The sequence below is a fragment of the Roseovarius tolerans genome, from assembly GCF_900109855.1.
Taxonomy (GTDB): Bacteria; Pseudomonadota; Alphaproteobacteria; order Rhodobacterales; family Rhodobacteraceae; genus Roseovarius; species Roseovarius tolerans.
In genome coordinates this window covers 21,609-40,279 of sequence record NZ_FOBO01000002.1, presented here as the reverse complement: position 1 = coordinate 40,279, position 18,671 = coordinate 21,609, and the positions used below count along the sequence as shown (strand labels likewise).

Annotated in this window: 20 protein-coding genes and 1 tRNA gene; 4 read left to right on the top strand and 17 right to left on the bottom strand. The window is 64.8% G+C overall.

Going from position 1 to position 18,671, the window contains the following annotated elements; genetic code table 11:
- Positions 1–22 precede the first annotated feature (22 nt).
- From BMX04_RS01965 to BMX04_RS01950, 4 genes are read right to left on the bottom strand one after another with little or no spacing between them, the layout of a single operon-like run.
- Positions 23–880, bottom strand: coding sequence for a hydroxymethylglutaryl-CoA lyase (locus tag BMX04_RS01965; protein ID WP_074784772.1), 858 nt, complete (start codon positions 878–880; stop codon positions 23–25).
- 2 nt (positions 881–882) lie between these two features.
- Positions 883–1,539 (bottom strand): glutathione S-transferase family protein, encoded by a 657-nt coding sequence (locus BMX04_RS01960; RefSeq protein WP_074784771.1) that lies wholly within the window; start codon positions 1,537–1,539, stop codon positions 883–885.
- Positions 1,536–3,473, bottom strand: coding sequence for an acetyl/propionyl/methylcrotonyl-CoA carboxylase subunit alpha (locus BMX04_RS01955; RefSeq protein ID WP_074784770.1), 1,938 nt, complete (start codon positions 3,471–3,473; stop codon positions 1,536–1,538). Before BMX04_RS01955 ends, BMX04_RS01960 begins: the two co-directional genes overlap by 4 nt.
- A 57-nt stretch (positions 3,474–3,530) precedes the next feature.
- Entirely contained in the window at positions 3,531–5,135 is a 1,605-nt protein-coding gene (locus tag BMX04_RS01950) for a carboxyl transferase domain-containing protein (RefSeq protein WP_074784769.1), read from the bottom strand.
- A gap of 149 nt (positions 5,136–5,284) precedes the next feature.
- On the opposite strand from BMX04_RS01950, the gene BMX04_RS01945 reads away from it, so the two are divergent.
- On the top strand, positions 5,285–5,893 hold the full coding sequence (locus BMX04_RS01945) for an OmpW/AlkL family protein (RefSeq protein WP_074784967.1): 609 nt from the start codon (positions 5,285–5,287) through the stop codon (positions 5,891–5,893).
- A 68-nt stretch (positions 5,894–5,961) separates the two neighbouring features.
- On the opposite strand, the gene BMX04_RS01940 is transcribed toward BMX04_RS01945, so the two are convergent.
- The 9 genes from BMX04_RS01940 to BMX04_RS01900 all read right to left on the bottom strand — a co-directional run bounded on the left by BMX04_RS01940 (position 5,962) and on the right by BMX04_RS01900 (position 13,033).
- The gene (locus BMX04_RS01940) at positions 5,962–7,551 is read right to left on the bottom strand and encodes an AMP-binding protein (protein ID WP_083398055.1); all 1,590 of its coding nucleotides are present in this window, start codon (positions 7,549–7,551) and stop codon (positions 5,962–5,964) included.
- Positions 7,548–7,838: a hypothetical protein gene (locus tag BMX04_RS01935; protein WP_074784767.1), complete on the bottom strand. Its 291-nt coding sequence runs from the start codon at positions 7,836–7,838 to the stop codon at positions 7,548–7,550. Before BMX04_RS01935 ends, BMX04_RS01940 begins: the two co-directional genes overlap by 4 nt.
- 4 nt (positions 7,839–7,842) lie before the next feature.
- Positions 7,843–8,319: a lysozyme inhibitor LprI family protein gene (locus BMX04_RS01930; protein WP_074784766.1), complete on the bottom strand. Its 477-nt coding sequence runs from the start codon at positions 8,317–8,319 to the stop codon at positions 7,843–7,845.
- Positions 8,316–9,479: an isovaleryl-CoA dehydrogenase gene (locus BMX04_RS01925; RefSeq protein ID WP_074784765.1), complete on the bottom strand. Its 1,164-nt coding sequence runs from the start codon at positions 9,477–9,479 to the stop codon at positions 8,316–8,318. Before BMX04_RS01925 ends, BMX04_RS01930 begins: the two co-directional genes overlap by 4 nt.
- An 88-nt stretch (positions 9,480–9,567) precedes the next feature.
- Positions 9,568–10,071: an RES family NAD+ phosphorylase gene (locus BMX04_RS01920; protein ID WP_074784764.1), complete on the bottom strand. Its 504-nt coding sequence runs from the start codon at positions 10,069–10,071 to the stop codon at positions 9,568–9,570.
- Positions 10,068–10,520: a type II RES/Xre toxin-antitoxin system antitoxin gene (gene parS / locus BMX04_RS01915; RefSeq protein WP_074784763.1), complete on the bottom strand. Its 453-nt coding sequence runs from the start codon at positions 10,518–10,520 to the stop codon at positions 10,068–10,070. The genes BMX04_RS01920 and parS overlap by 4 nt, the downstream gene beginning before the upstream one ends.
- Positions 10,521–10,580: 60 nt before the next feature.
- Complete coding sequence (locus BMX04_RS01910) at positions 10,581–11,777, bottom strand: DegT/DnrJ/EryC1/StrS family aminotransferase (protein WP_074784762.1); 1,197 nt, start codon at positions 11,775–11,777, stop codon at positions 10,581–10,583.
- 90 nt (positions 11,778–11,867) lie between these two features.
- Complete coding sequence (locus BMX04_RS01905) at positions 11,868–12,533, bottom strand: HAD-IA family hydrolase (protein ID WP_074784760.1); 666 nt, start codon at positions 12,531–12,533, stop codon at positions 11,868–11,870.
- 80 nt (positions 12,534–12,613) lie between these two features.
- Positions 12,614–13,033: a hypothetical protein gene (locus tag BMX04_RS01900; RefSeq protein ID WP_074784758.1), complete on the bottom strand. Its 420-nt coding sequence runs from the start codon at positions 13,031–13,033 to the stop codon at positions 12,614–12,616.
- Positions 13,034–13,118: 85 nt separating this feature from the next.
- Here BMX04_RS01900 and moaA point away from each other — a divergent pair, with 85 nt between their 5' ends.
- Positions 13,119–14,126: a GTP 3',8-cyclase MoaA gene (gene moaA / locus BMX04_RS01895; RefSeq protein WP_074784756.1), complete on the top strand. Its 1,008-nt coding sequence runs from the start codon at positions 13,119–13,121 to the stop codon at positions 14,124–14,126.
- A 46-nt stretch (positions 14,127–14,172) separates the two neighbouring features.
- On the opposite strand, the gene BMX04_RS01890 is transcribed toward moaA, so the two are convergent.
- Positions 14,173–14,583 (bottom strand): SufE family protein, encoded by a 411-nt coding sequence (locus tag BMX04_RS01890; RefSeq protein ID WP_074784754.1) that lies wholly within the window; start codon positions 14,581–14,583, stop codon positions 14,173–14,175.
- Positions 14,584–14,710: 127 nt separating this feature from the next.
- Between BMX04_RS01890 and BMX04_RS01885 the strand changes: the two genes are divergently transcribed.
- Positions 14,711–15,235, top strand: a complete 525-nt coding sequence (locus BMX04_RS01885; protein ID WP_074784752.1) for a hypothetical protein — start codon at positions 14,711–14,713, stop codon at positions 15,233–15,235.
- A gap of 49 nt (positions 15,236–15,284) precedes the next feature.
- On the opposite strand, the gene rnd is transcribed toward BMX04_RS01885, so the two are convergent.
- From rnd to purM, 3 genes are all read right to left on the bottom strand, one after another.
- On the bottom strand, positions 15,285–16,445 hold the full coding sequence (gene rnd / locus BMX04_RS01880) for a ribonuclease D (protein ID WP_074784750.1): 1,161 nt from the start codon (positions 16,443–16,445) through the stop codon (positions 15,285–15,287).
- Between the two features lie 105 nt (positions 16,446–16,550).
- The gene (purN, locus tag BMX04_RS01875; RefSeq protein WP_074784748.1) at positions 16,551–17,144 is read right to left on the bottom strand and encodes a phosphoribosylglycinamide formyltransferase; all 594 of its coding nucleotides are present in this window, start codon (positions 17,142–17,144) and stop codon (positions 16,551–16,553) included.
- Positions 17,141–18,190: a phosphoribosylformylglycinamidine cyclo-ligase gene (purM, locus tag BMX04_RS01870; RefSeq protein ID WP_074784746.1), complete on the bottom strand. Its 1,050-nt coding sequence runs from the start codon at positions 18,188–18,190 to the stop codon at positions 17,141–17,143. Before purM ends, purN begins: the two co-directional genes overlap by 4 nt.
- A gap of 108 nt (positions 18,191–18,298) precedes the next feature.
- On the opposite strand from purM, the gene BMX04_RS01865 reads away from it, so the two are divergent.
- A tRNA-Ile gene (locus tag BMX04_RS01865) sits at positions 18,299–18,375 on the top strand.
- The last annotated feature ends 296 nt before the right edge of the window (positions 18,376–18,671 follow it).

Genomic DNA, 18,671 nt, shown 5'->3' with positions numbered 1-18,671 from the left:
GTCAAAAATCTTTTCAAGATTTTTACCCGTCACCCCGCATCGCCCGCGCCATCTCCGCCGCGCGCGCCAGCACGTCCGCATCCAGACCGGTCTCGTATCCGAGCGCCGCCAGACGCTCATGCACCTTCTCCGTCGCCACATTGCCCGCAGCGCCGGGCGCATAGGGACATCCACCAAGACCACCGACCGCAGCATCGAACACCCGCAGGCCGCGCGCCAGCGACGCTGCGATATTGTCGAGCGCGCGGCCCGACGTGTCATGGAAATGCCCCGCCAGCCGCTCCGCCGGCAGCGCATCGCAGACCGCCGCCAGCATCGCATCGACCGCCTCGGGCGTGCCACGGCCAATGGTGTCTCCAAGGCTGATCTCATAGCATCCCATCTGCCAGAGCGCCTCGGCCACGCGCGCCACCTGCCCTGGATCGACCGGGCCGTCATAAGGGCATTCCACCACACAGGACACGTAGCCGCGCACCCGCAGCCCCTCGGCCCCCGCCGCCTCCAGCACCGGGGCAAACCGCGCAAGGCTCTCGTCGATCGTGGCGTTGATATTGGCCTTCGAGAACCCCTCCGAGGCCGACCCGAAAATCGCCACCTCATCCGCCTCGGCCTCCAGCGCGTCATTGAGCCCGCGCATGTTGGGCGTCAGCGCAGCATAACGCACCCCCGGCGCGCGCCTGATCCCACGCAACACCTCGTCCGAGTCGGCCATCTGCGGCACCCATTTGGGGCTGACGAAACTGGCAACCTCGATGCGCGCGAACCCCGCCTCGCTGAGCAGATTGACCAAGGCAATCTTGTCGCGCGTGGCGATCCGCGCCGCCTCGTTCTGCAAGCCGTCGCGCGGGCCGACCTCGAAGATTTCAACGCGCTCCGCCATGCTCATTCCTCCGGCACAGGATAGAACTCCTGCGCATAGATATCTTGTGCGCCATCCCGCGCCTTGGCCCTTTGATACCCAGGCCGCGCGCGCAGGCCCTCCCAATACGCCATCAGACGCGGATAGGCGTTCAGATCTACATAATACCGCGCCAACTCAAACCCGTAGGCAAACATGATATCCGCCGCCGAAAAGCCTGACGCCAACAGATGATCGCCCTCCAGCCGCGCCTCCATAGCCGCCAGCACCGCGCGCAGCCGGGCATTGAGCAGCTTCACCACCGTGGGCGACGGGCGCGCGGGCGGGCGCAGGAACACCTGATTGAGATTGAGATTTTCCAGCAGACACCCCACCGTCTCCGACAGGCTCAGCATCTCCATAAACCGCGCACGCTCCGGGTGACCCGGCGGCGGCATCAGCCCGGCATCGGGGTAGGTCTCGCACAGCATCTGCACGATGGCCGCACTCTCCACCCAGACCGCACCCTCGTGCTCCAGCACCGGCACGCGCCCCGCAGGCGACAGCGCCAGAAACTCCGGGCTACGCATGGAGCCATCGCGGATCGAGTAATTGCGCAGCTCATAGTCGAGCCCCAACTCCTCCAGCAGCCACAGCACCCGAAGCGAGCGCGCCAGCGGCACATGGTGCAGGATGATCATGAGTCGTCCTCTAACCGAACCAGCGCCGCCCCCGCGCTGACCTGATCGCCTGTCGCGACCAGCACCTCGGCCACCACCCCGTCACGTGCAGCCAGCAGGCTATGTTCCATCTTCATCGCCTCCAGCACGGCCAGACGGTCGCCCTTGGTAACCGCCTGCCCGGCGCGCGCAAAGACCGCCTTGACCAGCCCCGGCATCGGCGCCTCGATCAACGCCGCATCGCCCCCCGCCACACTGTCCCGCGCCAGCGGATCGACCAGATCGAAGACAAGCCCGTATCGCGCAAAGACCGTGATCCGCGCGCCGTCCACCGCCACCCCAGGCGCGGGCGCGCCATCGAGCCGCCACTGCCCGTCGACGCGCCGCGCCGCGACCCATGTCTCGCCCACCCGCAGATCGTGGGCGGTGCCCGACAGCGTGCGCAGCCGCACCGTCACCTCGTCCCCCTCCGACACCAATACCACGTCACGCCCCAGCGGCTGCCAGAGTGCGAATCCCGCCTCCGCCGACGCGCCCTCAAGCAGATCAAGCGCAGCCAGTGCGGCAAGCGCCGTCTCCTGTGGCCCCGCCAACGGGGCCACCACCAGCGTCTCGATATCCCGCGCGATCAGCCCGGTATCCACATCGCCGCGCGCAAACCCCTCATGCCGCGCAAGCGCGCCGAGAAAGCCGAGATTGGTGACCGTCCCGGCCACCTCGCACCGCTCCAGCGCCCGCGCCAGCCGCCGCAGCGCCACGGCACGAGTCGGTCCATGGGTGATCACCTTGGCGATCATCGGGTCATAGAACGGGCTGATCTCGTCACCCGCCCGCACCCCGCTATCGGCGCGGCAGCCCTCCGGAAAGGCCAGATGCGATAGCCTGCCGGTCGCGGGCAGAAATCCCTTCGGCACGTCCTCGGCATAAAGCCGCGCCTCGAAGGCGTGGCCGCTGATCGTCAGGTCCTCCTGACGCGCGGGCAGCGCCTCCCCAGCGGCCACGCGCAACTGCCATTCCACCAGATCGACGCCGGTGATCGCCTCGGTCACCGGATGCTCGACCTGCAACCGCGTGTTCATCTCCATGAACCAGAAGCGATCCGCGCGCAGCCCGTCAGAGCCATCGACGATGAACTCCACCGTGCCCGCACCGCTATAGCCGATCGCCTCGGCGGCCCGCACGGCGGCCTGTCCCATGGCGGCACGCATCGCCTCGGTCATGCCCGGCGCGGGGGCCTCCTCGATCACCTTCTGATGGCGGCGCTGCAACGAGCAATCGCGCTCGAATAGATGCACCGCGCGCGTGCCGTCCCCAAAGACCTGCACCTCGATATGGCGCGGTTTCTCGACGAATTTCTCGATCAGCACATCGGCATTGCCAAAGGCCGTACGCGCCTCTCCTCTCGCGCTCTCCAAAGCGTCGGCAAAATCCTGCGGCCTCTCAACCAGCCGCATCCCCTTGCCGCCACCCCCCGCCACGGCCTTGATCAGCACCGGATAGCCAATGGTGTCAGCCGCCCCGGACAGTTGCTCGGGGTCCTGATTGCTGCCGTGATAGCCGGGCACCACCGGCACGCCCGCCTCCTCCATCAGCGCCTTGGCCGCATCCTTGAGCCCCATCGCCCGAATGGCCGCCGCCGAGGGGCCAATGAAGACCAGCCCCGCCGCCTCCACCGCCTCGACGAAATCAGGGTTCTCGCTCAGGAAACCATAGCCGGGATGGATCGCCTCGGCCCCCGTCTCCAGCGCCGCCGCGATGATCGCCTCGCCTTTGAGGTAACTCTCGGCAGGGGCCGACCCGCCGATATGCACCGCGACATCCGCCATCGCCACATGCGCGGCGCCCCGGTCGGCGTCGGAATAGACCGCCACCACCTCGACCCCGAGGCTGCGCGCCGTCCGCATCACCCGGCACGCGATCTCGCCCCGGTTGGCGATCAGAATCCGCTCAAACATAGCACCCGCCCCCAGATTCACCTTTCCGAAAATACTCAAATCCCGACATCACCACCCTCACATCCGAAAGACGCCAAAGCGCGTCTCCTCCACCGGCGCATTCAACGCCGCGCGCAAGGAGAGGCTCAGAACGTCCCGGCTCTTGCGCGGGTCGATACAGCCATCGTCCCACAGCCGCGCCGAGGCATAAAGCGGATGCGCCTGCCGCTCGAACATCTCCACGGTCGGGCGCTTGAACGCCTCTTCCTCCTCCGCCGACCACGCCTCGCCGCGCTTTTCCATCGCGTCGCGCTTGACCGTCGCCAGCACGCCCGCCGCCTGCGCACCGCCCATCACGGAAATCCGCGAATTGGGCCAGGTCCACAGGAATCGCGGCTGATAGGCGCGCCCCGCCATGCCATAATTGCCCGCGCCGAAGGAGCCGCCCACCAGCATGGTGATCTTGGGCACGCTCGTCGTTGCCACCGCCGTCACCAACTTGGCCCCGTGCCGCGCGATGCCCTCATTCTCGTATTTGCGGCCCACCATGAAGCCGGTGATGTTCTGCAGGAACACCAACGGGATGCGCCGCTGCGAACACAGTTCCACGAAATGCGCGCCCTTGGAGGCCGCCTCGGAAAACAGCACGCCGTTATTGGCGATGATCCCCACCGGGCAACCCTTCACATGGGAAAATCCGCAGACCAGTGTCTCGCCGAACCGCGCTTTGAATTCGTCAAAGCGGCTTGCGTCCACCAGCCGCGCGATCACCTCGCGAATATCATAGGGCGTGCGCAGATCGGCGGGCACCACGCCGAGTAATTCCGCCGGATCATAGGCGGGCTCCTCGGGTGGCTGCCAGCCCCGGACCGGGGCAAGCCCATCGCCCAGATTGCCCACCGCCCGCCGGGCCAGCGCCAGTGCATGCGCGTCATCTTCGGCCAGATAATCCGCCACGCCCGACAGGCGCGTATGCACATCGCCGCCGCCCAGATCCTCGGCCGTCACCACCTCTCCGGTCGCGGCCTTCACAAGCGGCGGCCCGGCGAGAAAGATCGTGCCCTGATCGCGCACGATGATCGTCACATCCGACATCGCGGGCACATAGGCCCCTCCCGCCGTGCAACTGCCCATCACCACGGCGATCTGCGCGATGCCCTGCGCGCTCATCCGCGCCTGATTGTAGAAAATCCGCCCGAAATGATCGCGATCCGGGAACACCTCATCCTGATTGGGCAGGTTCGCGCCGCCCGAATCCACCAGGTAAATGCAGGGCAGATGGCATTCCTCGGCGATCTCCTGCGCGCGCAGGTGCTTCTTGACGGTCATCGGGTAATAGGTGCCGCCTTTCACGGTGGCGTCATTGCACACCACCATCACGTCGCGCCCCTGCACCCGGCCGACCCCGGCGATCACCCCCGCCCCCGGCGCGGCCCCGTCATATAGGCCATGCGCCGCCGTCGCCCCCACCTCCAGGAACGGGCTGCCCGGATCGAGCAGTTCGGCCACCCTGTCGCGCGGCAACATCTTGCCGCGCGACAGATGTCGCTCGCGGGCGCGGTCTCCGCCGCCCGCCGCCGCTGTCAGTGCGGCCTCCTCGACCACGCGCAATGCCTCGAGATGGTCCGCCTCATTGGCCCGGAACGCCTCCGAGGTTGGCAGGACCGCCGATTTCAGTTGCATGATGCAATCCCCCGCATATCGGCAGGGCGCGCCCCACCTGTTGCAATTTCACCACAGCACGGGCCGGACCGCGCAATTTGACCCACATCAAGGTCGGACAGGCGATTCAGGCGCATACCCGCCGCTGTCAGAACAAGAGTGGAAAGACCATGAAACATATCACAGCCCTCACACTCGCGGCCCTGATGGCCTCGACCGCCGCTCCAGCGCTCGCACAGGAGCAAGGCGACATCCTCCTCGGCCTCGGCCTTGGCTGGATCGAACCCGGCAACGGCTCGAACACCGTGGCCGGCAAGGTCGACGCCGACGGCGCCCTGAGCCCGACGATCACTTTCGAATATTTCATCGCCGACCGCGTCGGGATCGAATTGCTGGCCTCCTGGCCCTTCAAGCATGATCTCAACCTCAATGGAACGAACGCGGGCGAGACCAAGCATCTGCCGCCCACCCTGTCGCTGCAGTACTACTTCACCAACAACAGCAGCATCACACCGTTCATCGGCGCGGGTATCAACTATACCTACTTCTTCGACGAAGAAGGTCAGGGGCCGCTCAACGGCGTCTCGGTCCAGCTTGACGACTCTTGGGGTCTCGCACTGCATGCCGGTGCCGATTTCGCCCTGTCCGAGAAATCCGCCCTGCGCGCCGACGTGCGCTACATCGACATCGAAACCGAAGCCACCGTTGGCGGCGCCAATATCGGCGATGTCGACATCAGCCCGTGGGTCTTCAACATCGCCTACGTGATGAAGTTCTGATCCTCCCCAGACTTCACCTATCAAAGGGCCGGGCATCGCACCGGCCCTGTTCATTGCCTGCGCCGCGCTCATTGCCCCACCTCCGCCGCCGCACGCGCCTTGAGATCCTTACGGATTACCTTGCCCGTAACCGTCATCGGCAGCACATCCAGAAAATCTATTTCTCTGGGATATGAATAGCTTGCGAGGCGTTCCTTGACATGCGCCTGCAACGTTTCAGCCAAGGGCGGGGACGCCTCCCAGCCCGCGCGCAGGACCACATAAGCCTTGACGATCTCGGTGCGCAGAGTGTCAGGCTTGCCGACCACGCCCACCGTCGCGACCGCGTCATGGGTCAACAGACAATCCTCGATCTCCGCCGGGCCGATCCGGTAGCCAGCGGAGTTGATTACGTCATCCTCGCGCCCGACAAAGCGAATGAACCCGTCCTCGATCACACCCCGGTCGCCGGTCAGCAGCCAATCGCCCCGGAACTTCTCCGCCGTCTCACGGGGTTTTCCGTAATATTCCAACATCATGGAAGCCGAACCTCGCCTGATCGCGATATCGCCTTCACCTGTCGTCACGGCGCCCTCACGGTCAATCACCGCCACTTCGTGTCCCGGCACGGCACGGCCCAAGGCACCGGCGCGCGGATCAAAGAGCGCGCCGCAGGACGATCCCACCATGTTGCACTCGGTCTGCCCGTAGAACTCGTTGATCGTCAGGCCAAAGGCGCGCCGCCCCCAGTCGAGCATCTCGCCCCCAAGCGGCTCACCGCCGCTCGCCACGCTGCGCAACCCGCCAATTCGCGCATCTTCGGCTTTCAGCATCCGCAGGGCCGTTGGCGGAAAAAAAACATTTTTTACAGAACCTTCCGAAACGATCCTCACGCACTCTGCAACGCTGAACTTGCTCATCCGCGCCGCCACCACCGGCACCCCAATGGCCAGCCCCGGCATCAGCACGTCGAACAGCCCGCCAATCCACGCCCAATCGGCAGGGGTCCACAGGCAATCGCCGGGTTGCCCGAGGAAATCGTGGCTCATCTCCACCCCCGGCAAATGCCCGGTCAGCACACGGTGGCCGTGCAGCGCGCCCTTGGGGCTGCCCGTGGTGCCGCTCGTGTAGATCAGCACGGCTGGCGTCTCCACTTCGGTTTCCACCGTCTCGAACACCGTCTCGAACTGCGCCTCGGACAGCGGTTCGCGCTCGGGAATCAGCGGCTCCACCTCGGCAAAACCGGCCAGCATCCCCGCGCCCTCGGTGTCTGTCACGACCACCCGCGCGCCCGCGTCCCGCACCCGGCTCGACAGCGCATCATGCTTGAAGAGTTTGAACAAAGGGATTGAAATCGCGCCAATTTTCCAGATCGCGATATGCGCTGCCGCACACCATGCGCCCTGGCTGCGCAACACGCCCACCCGGTCGCCCTGCATCACACCCCGCGCCAGAAGCGCATGCGCCAACAAATCCGCCATGCGCCGCAACGCGCCATAGCTTACCTCGCGCGGGCCATCGCCCGACAGATCGATGATCGCCACGCGCTCCGGTGCCGCTTCGGCCCAGTCGTCACACACCTGCGCGGCCATGTTCAGCCGCGCCGGGATATCCCACCGGAACTCGTCGCGCAGCACCTCGTAAGGCGCAGGGCGCAACATAGGTCGCATGTCACTCATGACGCCACCCCGGGTGCATTGCGATGAACCAACCGCCCATAGGCATCAACAAAATACTCATAATCGCCACAGGCCACCACAAGCCACAGATCGTCGCTCACCGCCGGACGCGCCTCACAATCCGAGCGGGCCGCCTCCGTACCCGCCTCGGTCAGATAGCGTGCCGCCATGCGTTCGATCACCTCTGTCTCGGTCGTCGTCGCCGCGCGCCCGCCCAGCATCAGGCCGATGCCCGCCACCACGGCGATCAGCGCCAGAACCGGCAGAAAGATCAGGCGGCGCGGCATCGGATCAGCCTCCCAACTCGCTCGATTGCAGGTAGAGCATTTGCTGTGCTGTCTCGTGCAAAAGACAACTCACCCGTGCCGGTCCCGCCCCTGTGCCGCCGCCCCATTGCGAGGCCTCATAACCGCATTTGGCATCGCGATACCCGATCCACGCCCGCTGCATCGCGCGCAGCGCCTCGGCCTGTTTCGGCGCATAGGACGGGGCCTGCGCATCCTGAGCCGCCAGTTTCGCGTAAAGCTGCTGATAGACGGTGTTGAGCCAGCCATCCCAATGCGCGCGCTCACGGTCGGTGCAGCCGCTCATGGCAACGGTGGTATAGCCGCCGGGCGTGGCCTCGATACATTGCGCCGCGGCCTTGCCCGCGCAACTCTCGCCGCCACCCGCGCGAATGCAGGCCTCGACCGGGGCGATGTCGAAGGCCAGATCCTGCGCCATCCCCGGCACAGGCAATAGCAGCAGCGCCGCAATCAGCCCCTTCATGTCATCGCCCCCATCAACTCGCGGCCCACCAGCATGCGTCGGATCTCCGACGTGCCCGCCCCGATCTCCATCAGCTTGGCATCACGGAACAGCCGCGCGACGGGCGCATCGTTGAGGAACCCTGCGCCACCCATGGCCTGCACCGCCTGATGCGCCTGCACCATCGCCTGCTCGCTCGCATAGAGACAGCAGGCGGCGGCGTCCTGCCGGGTCACATCCCCCCGGTCGCAGGCCTTGGCCACCTCGTAGACATAGGCGCGCGCCGAATTCATCGCCGTGTACATATCCGCGATCTTGCCTTGCATCAGCTGGAACGAGCCAATCGGCTGCCCGAACTGCTTGCGCGCGGCCATGTAGGGCATGATCTCGTCCAGACAGGCGGCCATGATGCCAGTGCCGATGCCTGCCAGCACCACGCGCTCGTAATCGAGGCCCGACATGAGCACGCGCACGCCCTTGCCCTCTTCGCCCAGCACATTCTCGAACGGCACCTCGACATCGTCAAAGATCAACTCGGCGGTGTTGCTGCCGCGCATTCCCAGCTTGTCAAAATGCGGACTCGTGCTGAACCCGGTCATCGTCTTCTCGATCAGGAACGCGGTGATTCCCTTGGCCCCCGCCTCCGGGTCGGTCTTGGCATAGACCACGAGCGTGTCGGCATCCGGCCCGTTGGTGATCCAGTACTTGTTGCCATTGAGCTTGTAGTGATCGTTACGCTTCTCGGCGCGCAGCTTCATGGCGACCACGTCGCTGCCCGCCCCCGCCTCCGACATGGCGAGCGCACCGACATGTGCGCCCGAAACCAGACCGGGCAGGTATTTCGCCCGCTGTTCGTCCGTCCCGTTCAGCTTGATCTGATTGACGCACAGATTGGAATGCGCGCCATAGCTGAGCGACACCGAGGCAGAGGCGCGCGCGATCTCTTCCACCGCGATCACATGCGCGAGGTAATTCATCCCCGAGCCGCCGTATTCCTCAGGCACGGTGATCCCCAGCAGGCCCAGATCGCCCATTTCACGCCAGAGGTCATTCGGAAAGACGTTGTCACGGTCCACATCCTCCGCAATCGGCTTCACCCGCTCCTGCGCCCACCGATGCACCATCTCGCGCAGGGCGTTCACATCCTCGCCCAGATCAAACTGCATCACGGCATTGAACATCGCGCTTCCTCCTCCGGAACGGATTTATTGAACACTTGTTCATTTATAGACACAAGGCCGCGTGCGCGTCAATCCCGTGCCGCGCGGCTCAGCGGGTCGCGTTCAGCCTCGGGTCGAGCACGAAATCCTCCTGCACGGCATCGCTGATCCGCCCATCGGGCAAGGGCGCCAGAAACACGAGGTTCCAGCTCTGCCGCGACACCACCGAGGGGATCACGATCATGCCATGCGCGCGCAATTGCTCATCGCCCCAGGCCCGCCGGTCGGGAACGGCGTTGTTGGGATCGAGCCAGCGCGGATCGGGGATGTCATCAGGCGCGATTACCCGCACCCGCTCGGGGGTGATCACGGAAAAGGAGGTCAGCATGTGCGGTTGCGTGTCGAGCACGCGAAACCCCTTGTGCACCGCCACCTCCAGAATCGCCGTGGACGGGTCGAGCGCGCAGTAAACAGCCCGGGTCCCGACGGAATTCCACCGCCCCCCGGCCTGAAACGCGCCTTCGCCGCTGCTCCAGGTCGCGGCGTGCCGGGCCCGGTCCAGACGGTGCGCGGCCACCGTGCCGCCGCCCAGGGCTGCCGGCAAAGGCGTCACAGATAGACGCCGTAGTCAATCTGCCGCAGGGTCCGATCCACGAGGGCCGCACCGATAAAGGTATCCAGAAGGTCGATGGGCCGCCTCCCGCCAAGCGCCATCTGCTCGCCCCGCATCCAGTCAAGCGCCGCCGCGCGCCCGCCGAACACATCCTCGGCCCGCGTCAGCAACAGTGCGAACAACACCAGTTGCGAGCTGACCCCGCTCGACAGCGGCCGGTCCGCGCCGCGCAGCCGCTTGAGCTGCGAGACACTGATCGCAAGGATCTCGGCCCATGTCTTGTCCGGCAATTCCTCGACCGCCGCCCGAAACCGTTTCAGCGCCGCCGCAGGCAGCCCCTTCTCGATCGCCGCATGCACGTCATAGGGCGATTCGGGCACCGGGCCGTTGCGGCTCAGGTATTTCCAGGATTGTTCGAGCTCTTGCTGATTGGCGATATCGAACGGCATGGGGTGGCTCCGATGCATGGCTCATTTGGTCCTTTAACGTAGGTCATTTGAGCCATTTCGTCAAGATGCCGCCTGATAGACCGCCCCCACCTCGGCCCGGATGATCCGGGCAATCTGCGCACAATCCTCAAGGCTGAAGGTCAGCGGCAGGCGCATGTCGACAATGCCGCGCAAAATGCGGTCGCTCGCGGGCATCGGCGCGGACGGCGCATAGCGCCAACTGTCATAGCGGCTGGTGAACCCCGCCGGTTCCGCCGCGCCGAACCATTTGAGCTCCACCCCCCGCGCGACACAGCGTTTCAGAACCTCGCCGATGCGCGCCCCGTCCCAATCAAGCAGCAGGAACTGAATGGACGACCCGACATAGCTCTCCTGCTCGCCGCGCTCCGGCAGGGTCAGGCCCGGCGTGCCACGCAAGCCCTCCTCGACCACGCGGTAGCGCGCGTTCCACTTCTCGACCTGGCCCTCCAGCGCGCGCAACTGCGGCCGCAGGATCGCCGCGCGCAGATGGTCCATCCGCCCCGAGACATTGGGCGTGTCGTACTTCACCCGCTCGAACACCTCGTCGGGCGGCACCGTCCCGTGCCGACCATAGAGCATGTAAGATCCCGACAGGATGATCGCACGAGCCATCACCTCGTCGTCATCGGTGACCAGAAACCCACCCTCGCCCGAATTCATGTGCTTGTAGGTCTGGGTGGAATAACAGCCCACACGGCCCCACCGCCCCGAGGGCACGCCGCGCCACGCCGCGCCCATCGTATGCGCACAATCCTCGACCACGGTTACATTGCCCGCGTCGCAGATTTCCATAAGCCGATCCATATCCGCCAAATGCCCGCGCATGTGGCTCAGCATCAGCACATCGGCGTCCTGCGTCTTGGCCGCGAGATCATCGAGGTCGATGGTCAGCGCCTCGGTCACGCCGACAAAGACCGGCACGGCGCCGACACTGGCAATCGACCCCGGCACCGGGGCGAGCGTGAAGGCATTGGTGAGCACCCGGTCCCCCGGCCCGACCCCAAGCGCGCGCAGCGCCGTGGCCATCGCATAGCCGCCCGAGGCCACGGCAAGCGCGTAGCGCGCGCCTGTATAGTCTGCGAATTCCCGCTCCAGCAGCGCCACCTCGCCCGGCTCGTCGCCCACGAGGTTGTAACGATGCAACCGGCCCGAGCGCAGCACGCCCATCGCCGCCTCGATCCCCTCATCGGGGATCGGCTCCTGCTGGGTGAAATTGCCTTTGAATACCTCGGTCATGGCTTTGTTTTGGGTGCCGATCCGGGCTGCGTCAATGCTTTCCTGTGCGCGCCCCCGGCATATTCGCAAAATCCGAAACCGCCCTGCGTCTTACCCAATAAGCCGCGTGACCACGCCGGGCAATTCGTCGTAATGGCCGATCACGGCCTCCGGCCCCAGATCCGCCACCGCCGCGCCATTGGGCCCGAAACTCACCAGCACCGACGGCACGCCCGCTGCACGCGCGGTGTCGAAATCGGTCACGGTATCGCCCACCAGAAGCGAGCGCATCGGATCGCCACCCGCGCGCCGCACCGTCTCGCGCAGATGCTCCGGGTCGGGCTTGCGCACCGCCAGCGTGTCGGCGCCGGTCAGCGCGGCAAATGCCCCGAGAACGCCCAGCCGCTCCATCAGCAGCCGCGCCAGCCGCTCGGGCTTGTTGGTGCAGATGGCGACCTTATAGCCCGCATCGCTCAGCCCCGCGACGGCCTCCATCGCCCCGGGATAGAGCGTGGTATGCACGTCGATCGCCTGGGCATAGGCCTCCAGCAAGATGGGATATTGCCGGTCGATCTCAACCATATCATCGCCGCGCCCCAGACGCTCCATTCCAAGGGTCAGCATCGCCCGCCCGCCGCGCAAGGCGACCCCGGCATCGGCCACGGGATCGAGCATATCGCCCACCCCAAGCCCCCGGAAACAGGCATTGGCGGCGGCGACAAGATCACCGCTCGTGTCGGCCAGCGTGCCATCGAGATCGAAAACCACCGTGCGCATCGCGCGTCTCCTCATCCGCCCCTATGATGTCCGGAGCAGATAGCCCGCCACGTCACGAAAGACAAAGCGAAAGCCGCGCCTCACCCGCCAAGGCCGGTGACCCGTACCTCCGGCAACCCGGTGAGCGGCGCGCCGAGCGCCTGAAACCCGGCCAGCGACAATCGGCTCCCCGCGCCGCGCGGCGCATCGAGCGGGATAAGATCCACCTCCACCGTCTTGCCATTCACCGGATAAGTGACCCGCCCGCGCCCCGGCGCATCCACCAAAGGCGTCTTGAGCCACAGCCCGGGCTCGGTCGCCGTGCCCAAGGACGCCACCGTCAGCCCCAGATCACCCGTCGCGGGCGCGGGTGTCTCGGCGTCCTCGTCTTCCGGCACGGTTTCCGACGCGGCAGACGGCGCTTCGGTGGCAGGCTCCGGCGCAGGCTGGAAAATCCCCTCGACCTGCGCGCAGGCACCGAGGAGGGCGAGGGTCGCGATCAATGTCAGACTCCGTGTCATGCCGTCACCCTACCCCGCCGATAGAGGCCCGACAATCCGCAACATCGCCCTTGCCCCGCTCCACGGCGCGGCTTAAGTTTCGGCCATGACAGCACCTCTGATAGACCCGTTCCAGCGCGCCATCTCCTACCTGCGCGTCTCCGTAACCGACCGCTGCGATTTTCGCTGCGTCTATTGCATGTCGGAAAACATGACCTTCCTGCCCAAGAAAGAGCTGCTGACGCTCGAGGAGCTTGATCGCATGTGCTCGACCTTCGTGCGCATGGGCGTGGAAAAACTGCGCATCACCGGCGGCGAGCCACTGGTGCGCAAGGGGATCATGACCTTTTTCGACGCCATGACCCGGCATCTCGAGGCGGGTGATCTCAAGGAGTTGACGCTCACCACCAACGGCAGCCAGTTGGAGCGTTTCGCAGACGATCTCTATGCCGCTGGCGTGCGCCGGGTGAATGTGTCGCTCGACACGCTCGACGAGCAGAAGTTCGCCGACATCACCCGCTGGGGCCGCCTGCCCCAGGTGATCAAGGGCATCGACGCCGCGCAAAAGGCCGGGCTGCGGATCAAGATCAACACCGTCGCTCTCAAGGGCTTCAACGAGGACGAGCTGTTCACGCTGGTCGAATGGTGCAAATCGCGCGACATGGACCTCACTTTTATCGAGGTCATGCCGATGGGCGATATCGGCAACGAAGACCGGCTTGGCCAATACTGGAAACTGTCGGACCTGCGCGCGCAGCTCGCCGAAAACTATACCCTCACCGACCTGCCCGAACGCACCGGCGGACCGGCGCGCTATGTGCGGCTCGAGGAAACCGGGCAAAAGATCGGTTTCATCACGCCGCTCACGCATAATTTCTGTGAAAGCTGCAACCGCGTGCGTCTGACCTGCACTGGCGAGCTTTACATGTGCCTTGGCCAAGAAGACATGGCCGACCTGCGCGCGCCCTTGCGCAACAATCCCGCCAATGACGCGCCGCTCGAGGCGGAGATTCGCAACGCCATCTCGCGCAAGCCAAAGGGCCACGATTTCGACTATTCGCGCCAGTCGGTCGATGGTCGGGTCTCGCGCCACATGAGCCATACCGGCGGCTGATACACCGCATCGGCGCGGTTAAAAAACGCTCTGGAAAGACCTGCGATCACGCCGCCTCAGAGGCTACCAAACGGATTCGCTCGATCATCGCGCGCAATCCGTTCGAGCGCTGCGCCGAAAGATGGTCGTTCAGCCCCAGGCGGCCCAATTGCTCCGGCGCATCGACCTGCGGCACCTCTTTCACCGGCAGATCGTTGTAAAGCGCGCGCAGCACCGCGATCAGCCCGCGCACGATCATCGCATCGCTGTCGCCGTCAAAGCTGAACCGGCCATCCTCGATCTTCGGATGCAGCCAGACCTGACTTGCGCAACCATCCACCTTGGTCGCGGGCACCTTGAGCGCATCGTCCAATGGGTCCATCGCCTTGCCATAGTCGATGACATAGCGATAACGGTCCTCCCAATCGTCGAGGAACTCAAAATCTTCGACAATCTCTTCAAATGCCGCACCGGTCATGGCCTGCTCCTTCTGATCCTGCCCAAGACCTAGGGAGGCAAGCGAAAAAGGTCCAGTCCAAGCTTGCACCTTTTCAAGCGGGAATGGATGCGATAACCGGAAGGGGCGTAAGACAAAGGCGGATGGCATGCACAGGCGGGTATTTCTTTCAATGGCCGGGGCGCTCGCCCTGGCAGGGTGCGGCGGATTGCGAGAGTCGCGGGTCAATCCGCGCAATTGGTTCGGGCGCAGCAGATCGCGACGCCGGGCCGCGCCCGCGACCGCGACAGAAAACACCAACCCCCTGATCCCCGAGCGCGAGGACAGCATCTTTCGCCGCAACCGCGAAGTTGTCTATGAAGGCACGCTTGTCGACCAGATTACCGCAGTGGAGATCGAGCGCACCTCAGACGGGGCGATTATCCGGGTGACGGGCCTGCCCTTGCGACAGGGGGCCTTCGACGTGCGGCTGGTGCCCGAGAACGAGGACAAGAAACCGATCAACGGTGTTCTCGACTTCGAGCTACGCGCGATCCAGTCCGAGAATATGCCGCAAGGCCCGGAACGCGCGCGCGCCGTGCAAGCAGCGGTTTTCGTCTCGCGGCAGAATATCGAACGGGCCGCAGAAATCCGCGTGCGCGGCGCGCGCAACGAGCGGGTCAGCAGCCGCTGACTGCGCCCTCGTCGCGAAAGGCTTTTGCAAAAGCCTCGCCCCGGATCGCTTAGATTTCGACCGGCTCCACCGCACTGCCCTTCACTGCCAGTCCGATCTCGCCTTCGCAGAGCCGGAGCGCGTCCTGACCGAACACATCCCTGCGCCAGCCCCGCAGCGCCGCCACGTCGCGATCACCGCCCGCCATCGCATCAAGATCGGCGGCGCTGGCGATCAGCTTGGGTGCCACGCCATATGTATCGCTCTTGGCCTTGAGCAGCACGCGGAGCAAATCCGCGAGCGCCGGGTTGATCTGTTGACGATCCGCCATCTTGTCGGGTTTGGGCAGATCTTCGGTTGGGCAGTCCAGCGCGGACTTGACTGCGGCCAGGATGCCATCGGCGACGTCACCCTTGCGCGCCTCGCGCAACAGCAGACGGGACCGCCCCAGATCCTGAACATTCTGTGGCTTGGTCGCGGCCAGTTCCAGAAGCGCGTCATCCTTGTAGACCCGGTTGCGCGGGATATTGCGGCTCTGCGCATACTCCTCGCGGAACCGCGCCAGCTCACGCAGAATCGCGAGGAATCGCGGCGAGGTGTTGCGCGTCTTGATCCGCCGCCACGCCTCTCCGGGTTCGGTGCGATAGGTCTCGGGGTCGGTGAGCACGCTCAGTTCTTCCTCGACCCACTTGTCGCGGCCAGTGCTGGCCAGCTTCTTGGCAAGAAACTCGTAGATCCCCCGCAAATGCGTCACATCGGCCAGGGCATAGGTCTTTTGCGCATCGGTCAGCGGGCGCCGCGACCAGTCGGTGAACCGAGAACTCTTGTCGAGCGACTGCTTGGCGATCTTTTTGACCAACGTCTCATAGCCCGCCTGCTCGCCGAAACCGCAGACCATCGCCGCCACCTGAGTATCGAAGAGCGGCGCGGGGATCACCCCGGCCTCGACCTGAAAAATCTCCAGATCCTGCCGCGCGGCGTGGAACACCTTGACCACCGAGGTATCGCGGAACAACTCGTAAAGCGGTTCCAGCGACAGGCCCTCGCCCGCCAGCGGATCAACCAGAACGGCGCAGTCGTCCTCCTTGCCCGGCACCGCAAGCTGCACGAGGCACAGCTTGGAATAATAGGTGCGCTCGCGCAGGAATTCCGTGTCCACGGTGACGTAAGGGTGCTGTTTCGCCTTGGCGCAGAACGCCGCGAGATCGTCAGTCTTGGTGATGGTTTTCATGGGGTAAGGTGTCTTCTCTTTTCTTGTCTCGTATACTCTGCGCCACCCCCGTACCCCAGCTATAGACGAGATTGCGACGATTGCAAACGCCTGCCACCTGCCCCGTCAGGGCAAATAAACCGGGCTCTTGTCGCCCGCCGCGAAGCGGCGCAGAACCATCGGGTAAAGGATATGTTCCTGCTCCAGCACCCGCGCCGCCAGCCGATCGGGCGTGTCATCAGGGCGCACCACGACGCGCGCCTGCCCAAGGATCGGGCCGTCATCGAGTTCCGCCGTCACCTCGTGCACGGTACAGCCTGCCTCGCGCTCACCCGCCTCGATGGCACGCGCATGGGTGCTCAACCCGCGATACTTCGGCAAGAGCGACGGATGGATGTTAATCATCCGCCCCTGCCAGGGCGTCACGAACCCCGCCGTCAGAACCCGCATGAAGCCCGCAAGGCAAATGATGTCGATCTCATGGGGTGCGATCCGCGCCGTGATTTCGGCTTCGAACGCCGCGCGATCAGGCCCATGCGGCCGGTGATCCACCACCTCGGTGGCGATCCCGCGCTCCTTTGCCCAACTGATGCCACCAGCCCCGGCGTTGTTCGACAGGATCAGCGCGGGCCGCGCGGGATGATCGCCCGCCATGTCCTCAACGAGGGCGCGCATGTTCGAGCCGCCCCCCGACAGAAAGATCGCAACCCGCTTGGTCAAAGCAGACGGCCCGCGTAGCGCACCGTCCCCTCGCCCGCCGTCACATGCCCGATCCGGTGCACAGTCTCGCCCGCGCCTTGCAGCACCGCCTCGCCCACCTCGACCTGTGCGGGGTCCACCGCCACGACCATACCGATCCCGGCATTGAAGGTCTTGAGCAATTCGCCCTCCGCCATTCCGCCCGTCTCGGCGAGCCAGCGGAACACGCCCGGCAAATCCCATGCCCCAAGGTCGATCTCGGCCCCGGTGCCCTCGGGCAGGACGCGCGGCAGGTTTTCGGTCAGCCCTCCGCCGGTGATATGCGCCAGCGCATGCACGCCGCCCTTGGCGGTCGCCTCCAGCACGGGCCGCACATAGAGCCGCGTCGGCGTCAGCAACGCCGCACCCAGACTGCCCTCGGCCCAGGGGCAGGCATCGTCCCAGCCGAGCCCCGACATCTCGACGATCCGCCGCACCAGACTGTAGCCGTTGGAATGCACCCCGTCCGACGCGAGCCCCAACAGGACATCGCCCTCGGCCACGCCCGCGGGCAACTCATGGCCACGCTCCATCGCGCCCACGGCAAAACCCGCCAGATCGAAATCGCCCGCCGGATACATGCCCGGCATCTCCGCCGTCTCACCCCCGATGAGCGCGCAACCAGAGCCTTCACAGCCCTTCGCGATCCCCTCGATGATCCGCGTCGCCTGATCAAGCTCCAGCTTGCCCGTCGCGAAATAATCCAGGAAAAACAGCGGCTCCGCACCCTGACAAATCAGGTCATTGACGCACATCGCCACCAGATCGACGCCCACGCCATCCACATGGCCGGTGTCGATCGCAATCCGCAGCTTGGTGCCGACGCCATCCGTGGCCGCGACCAGAACCGGATCGGAATAGCCCGCCGCCTTGAGATCAAATAGTCCGCCGAACCCGCCAAGACCAGCCATCACACCCGGACGTACGGTACGCTTGGCAGCAGGCTTGATCCGCTCCACAAGGGCATTTCCCGCGTCGATATCGACACCGGCCTCGGCATAGGTGATCCCGTTTCGCTTGTCGGTCATGGCGGTCCTCATCGGCTGAATGCGCCTCCCGTTAGCCCATCAGCGCGCGCCACGCAACGTCAAAGCCTTGACCTCCCTTCGGGCTGCACTTACGAGGAACAACAGGTCGGGCCTGTAGCTCAATTGGTTAGAGCAGAGCGCTCATAACGCTTTGGTTGGGGGTTCGAGTCCCTCCGGGCCTACCAACCCAAAACAAAGGGTCGAAAAGACTAGGTTTTCCGAACTTGGAGTGTTGGCTAACCTCGGTTGCGTTAGCCACTATTCGTCTAAGCCCTTGTTTTTTCTTGTATGTTGTAGTCATTTCAGGACTACAAACGAAATACACACTTGCGGAAGGCGTATATGCGTTGCTTTGTTGAACAACTCTTGCCTTCGGAGTTCTTGTTGAAGCAAGGTGTTTACCTTCAGACTTGTGCTCACATAGAACTTGTTATGTGGCGAATAGTTCAAATGGTCGATGGTGTTGACCCATCCTCGCGAG

Bases quoted from the DNA above. Each gene is read 5' to 3' on its own strand.
- BMX04_RS01950 (WP_074784769.1), bottom strand. From the start codon at position 5,135: ATGCAACTGAAATCGGCGGTCCTGCCAACCTCGGAGGCGTTCCGGGCC.
- BMX04_RS01965 (WP_074784772.1), bottom strand. From the start codon at position 880: ATGGCGGAGCGCGTTGAAATCTTCGAGGTCGGCCCGCGCGACGGCTTG.
- BMX04_RS01890 (WP_074784754.1), bottom strand. From the start codon at position 14,583: ATGACCGGTGCGGCATTTGAAGAGATTGTCGAAGATTTTGAGTTCCTC.
- BMX04_RS01940 (WP_083398055.1), bottom strand. From the start codon at position 7,551: ATGAGTGACATGCGACCTATGTTGCGCCCTGCGCCTTACGAGGTGCTG.
- BMX04_RS01960 (WP_074784771.1), bottom strand. From the start codon at position 1,539: ATGATCATCCTGCACCATGTGCCGCTGGCGCGCTCGCTTCGGGTGCTG.
- BMX04_RS01925 (WP_074784765.1), bottom strand. From the start codon at position 9,479: ATGTTCAATGCCGTGATGCAGTTTGATCTGGGCGAGGATGTGAACGCC.
- BMX04_RS01955 (WP_074784770.1), bottom strand. From the start codon at position 3,473: ATGTTTGAGCGGATTCTGATCGCCAACCGGGGCGAGATCGCGTGCCGG.
- rnd (WP_074784750.1), bottom strand. From the start codon at position 16,445: ATGAAAACCATCACCAAGACTGACGATCTCGCGGCGTTCTGCGCCAAG.
- BMX04_RS01905 (WP_074784760.1), bottom strand. From the start codon at position 12,533: ATGCGCACGGTGGTTTTCGATCTCGATGGCACGCTGGCCGACACGAGC.
- parS (WP_074784763.1), bottom strand. From the start codon at position 10,520: ATGCCGTTCGATATCGCCAATCAGCAAGAGCTCGAACAATCCTGGAAA.
- BMX04_RS01930 (WP_074784766.1), bottom strand. From the start codon at position 8,319: ATGAAGGGGCTGATTGCGGCGCTGCTGCTATTGCCTGTGCCGGGGATG.
- BMX04_RS01935 (WP_074784767.1), bottom strand. From the start codon at position 7,838: ATGCCGCGCCGCCTGATCTTTCTGCCGGTTCTGGCGCTGATCGCCGTG.
- BMX04_RS01945 (WP_074784967.1), top strand. From the start codon at position 5,285: ATGAAACATATCACAGCCCTCACACTCGCGGCCCTGATGGCCTCGACC.
- moaA (WP_074784756.1), top strand. From the start codon at position 13,119: ATGACAGCACCTCTGATAGACCCGTTCCAGCGCGCCATCTCCTACCTG.
- purM (WP_074784746.1), bottom strand. From the start codon at position 18,190: ATGACCGACAAGCGAAACGGGATCACCTATGCCGAGGCCGGTGTCGAT.
- BMX04_RS01900 (WP_074784758.1), bottom strand. From the start codon at position 13,033: ATGACACGGAGTCTGACATTGATCGCGACCCTCGCCCTCCTCGGTGCC.
- BMX04_RS01885 (WP_074784752.1), top strand. From the start codon at position 14,711: ATGCACAGGCGGGTATTTCTTTCAATGGCCGGGGCGCTCGCCCTGGCA.
- BMX04_RS01910 (WP_074784762.1), bottom strand. From the start codon at position 11,777: ATGACCGAGGTATTCAAAGGCAATTTCACCCAGCAGGAGCCGATCCCC.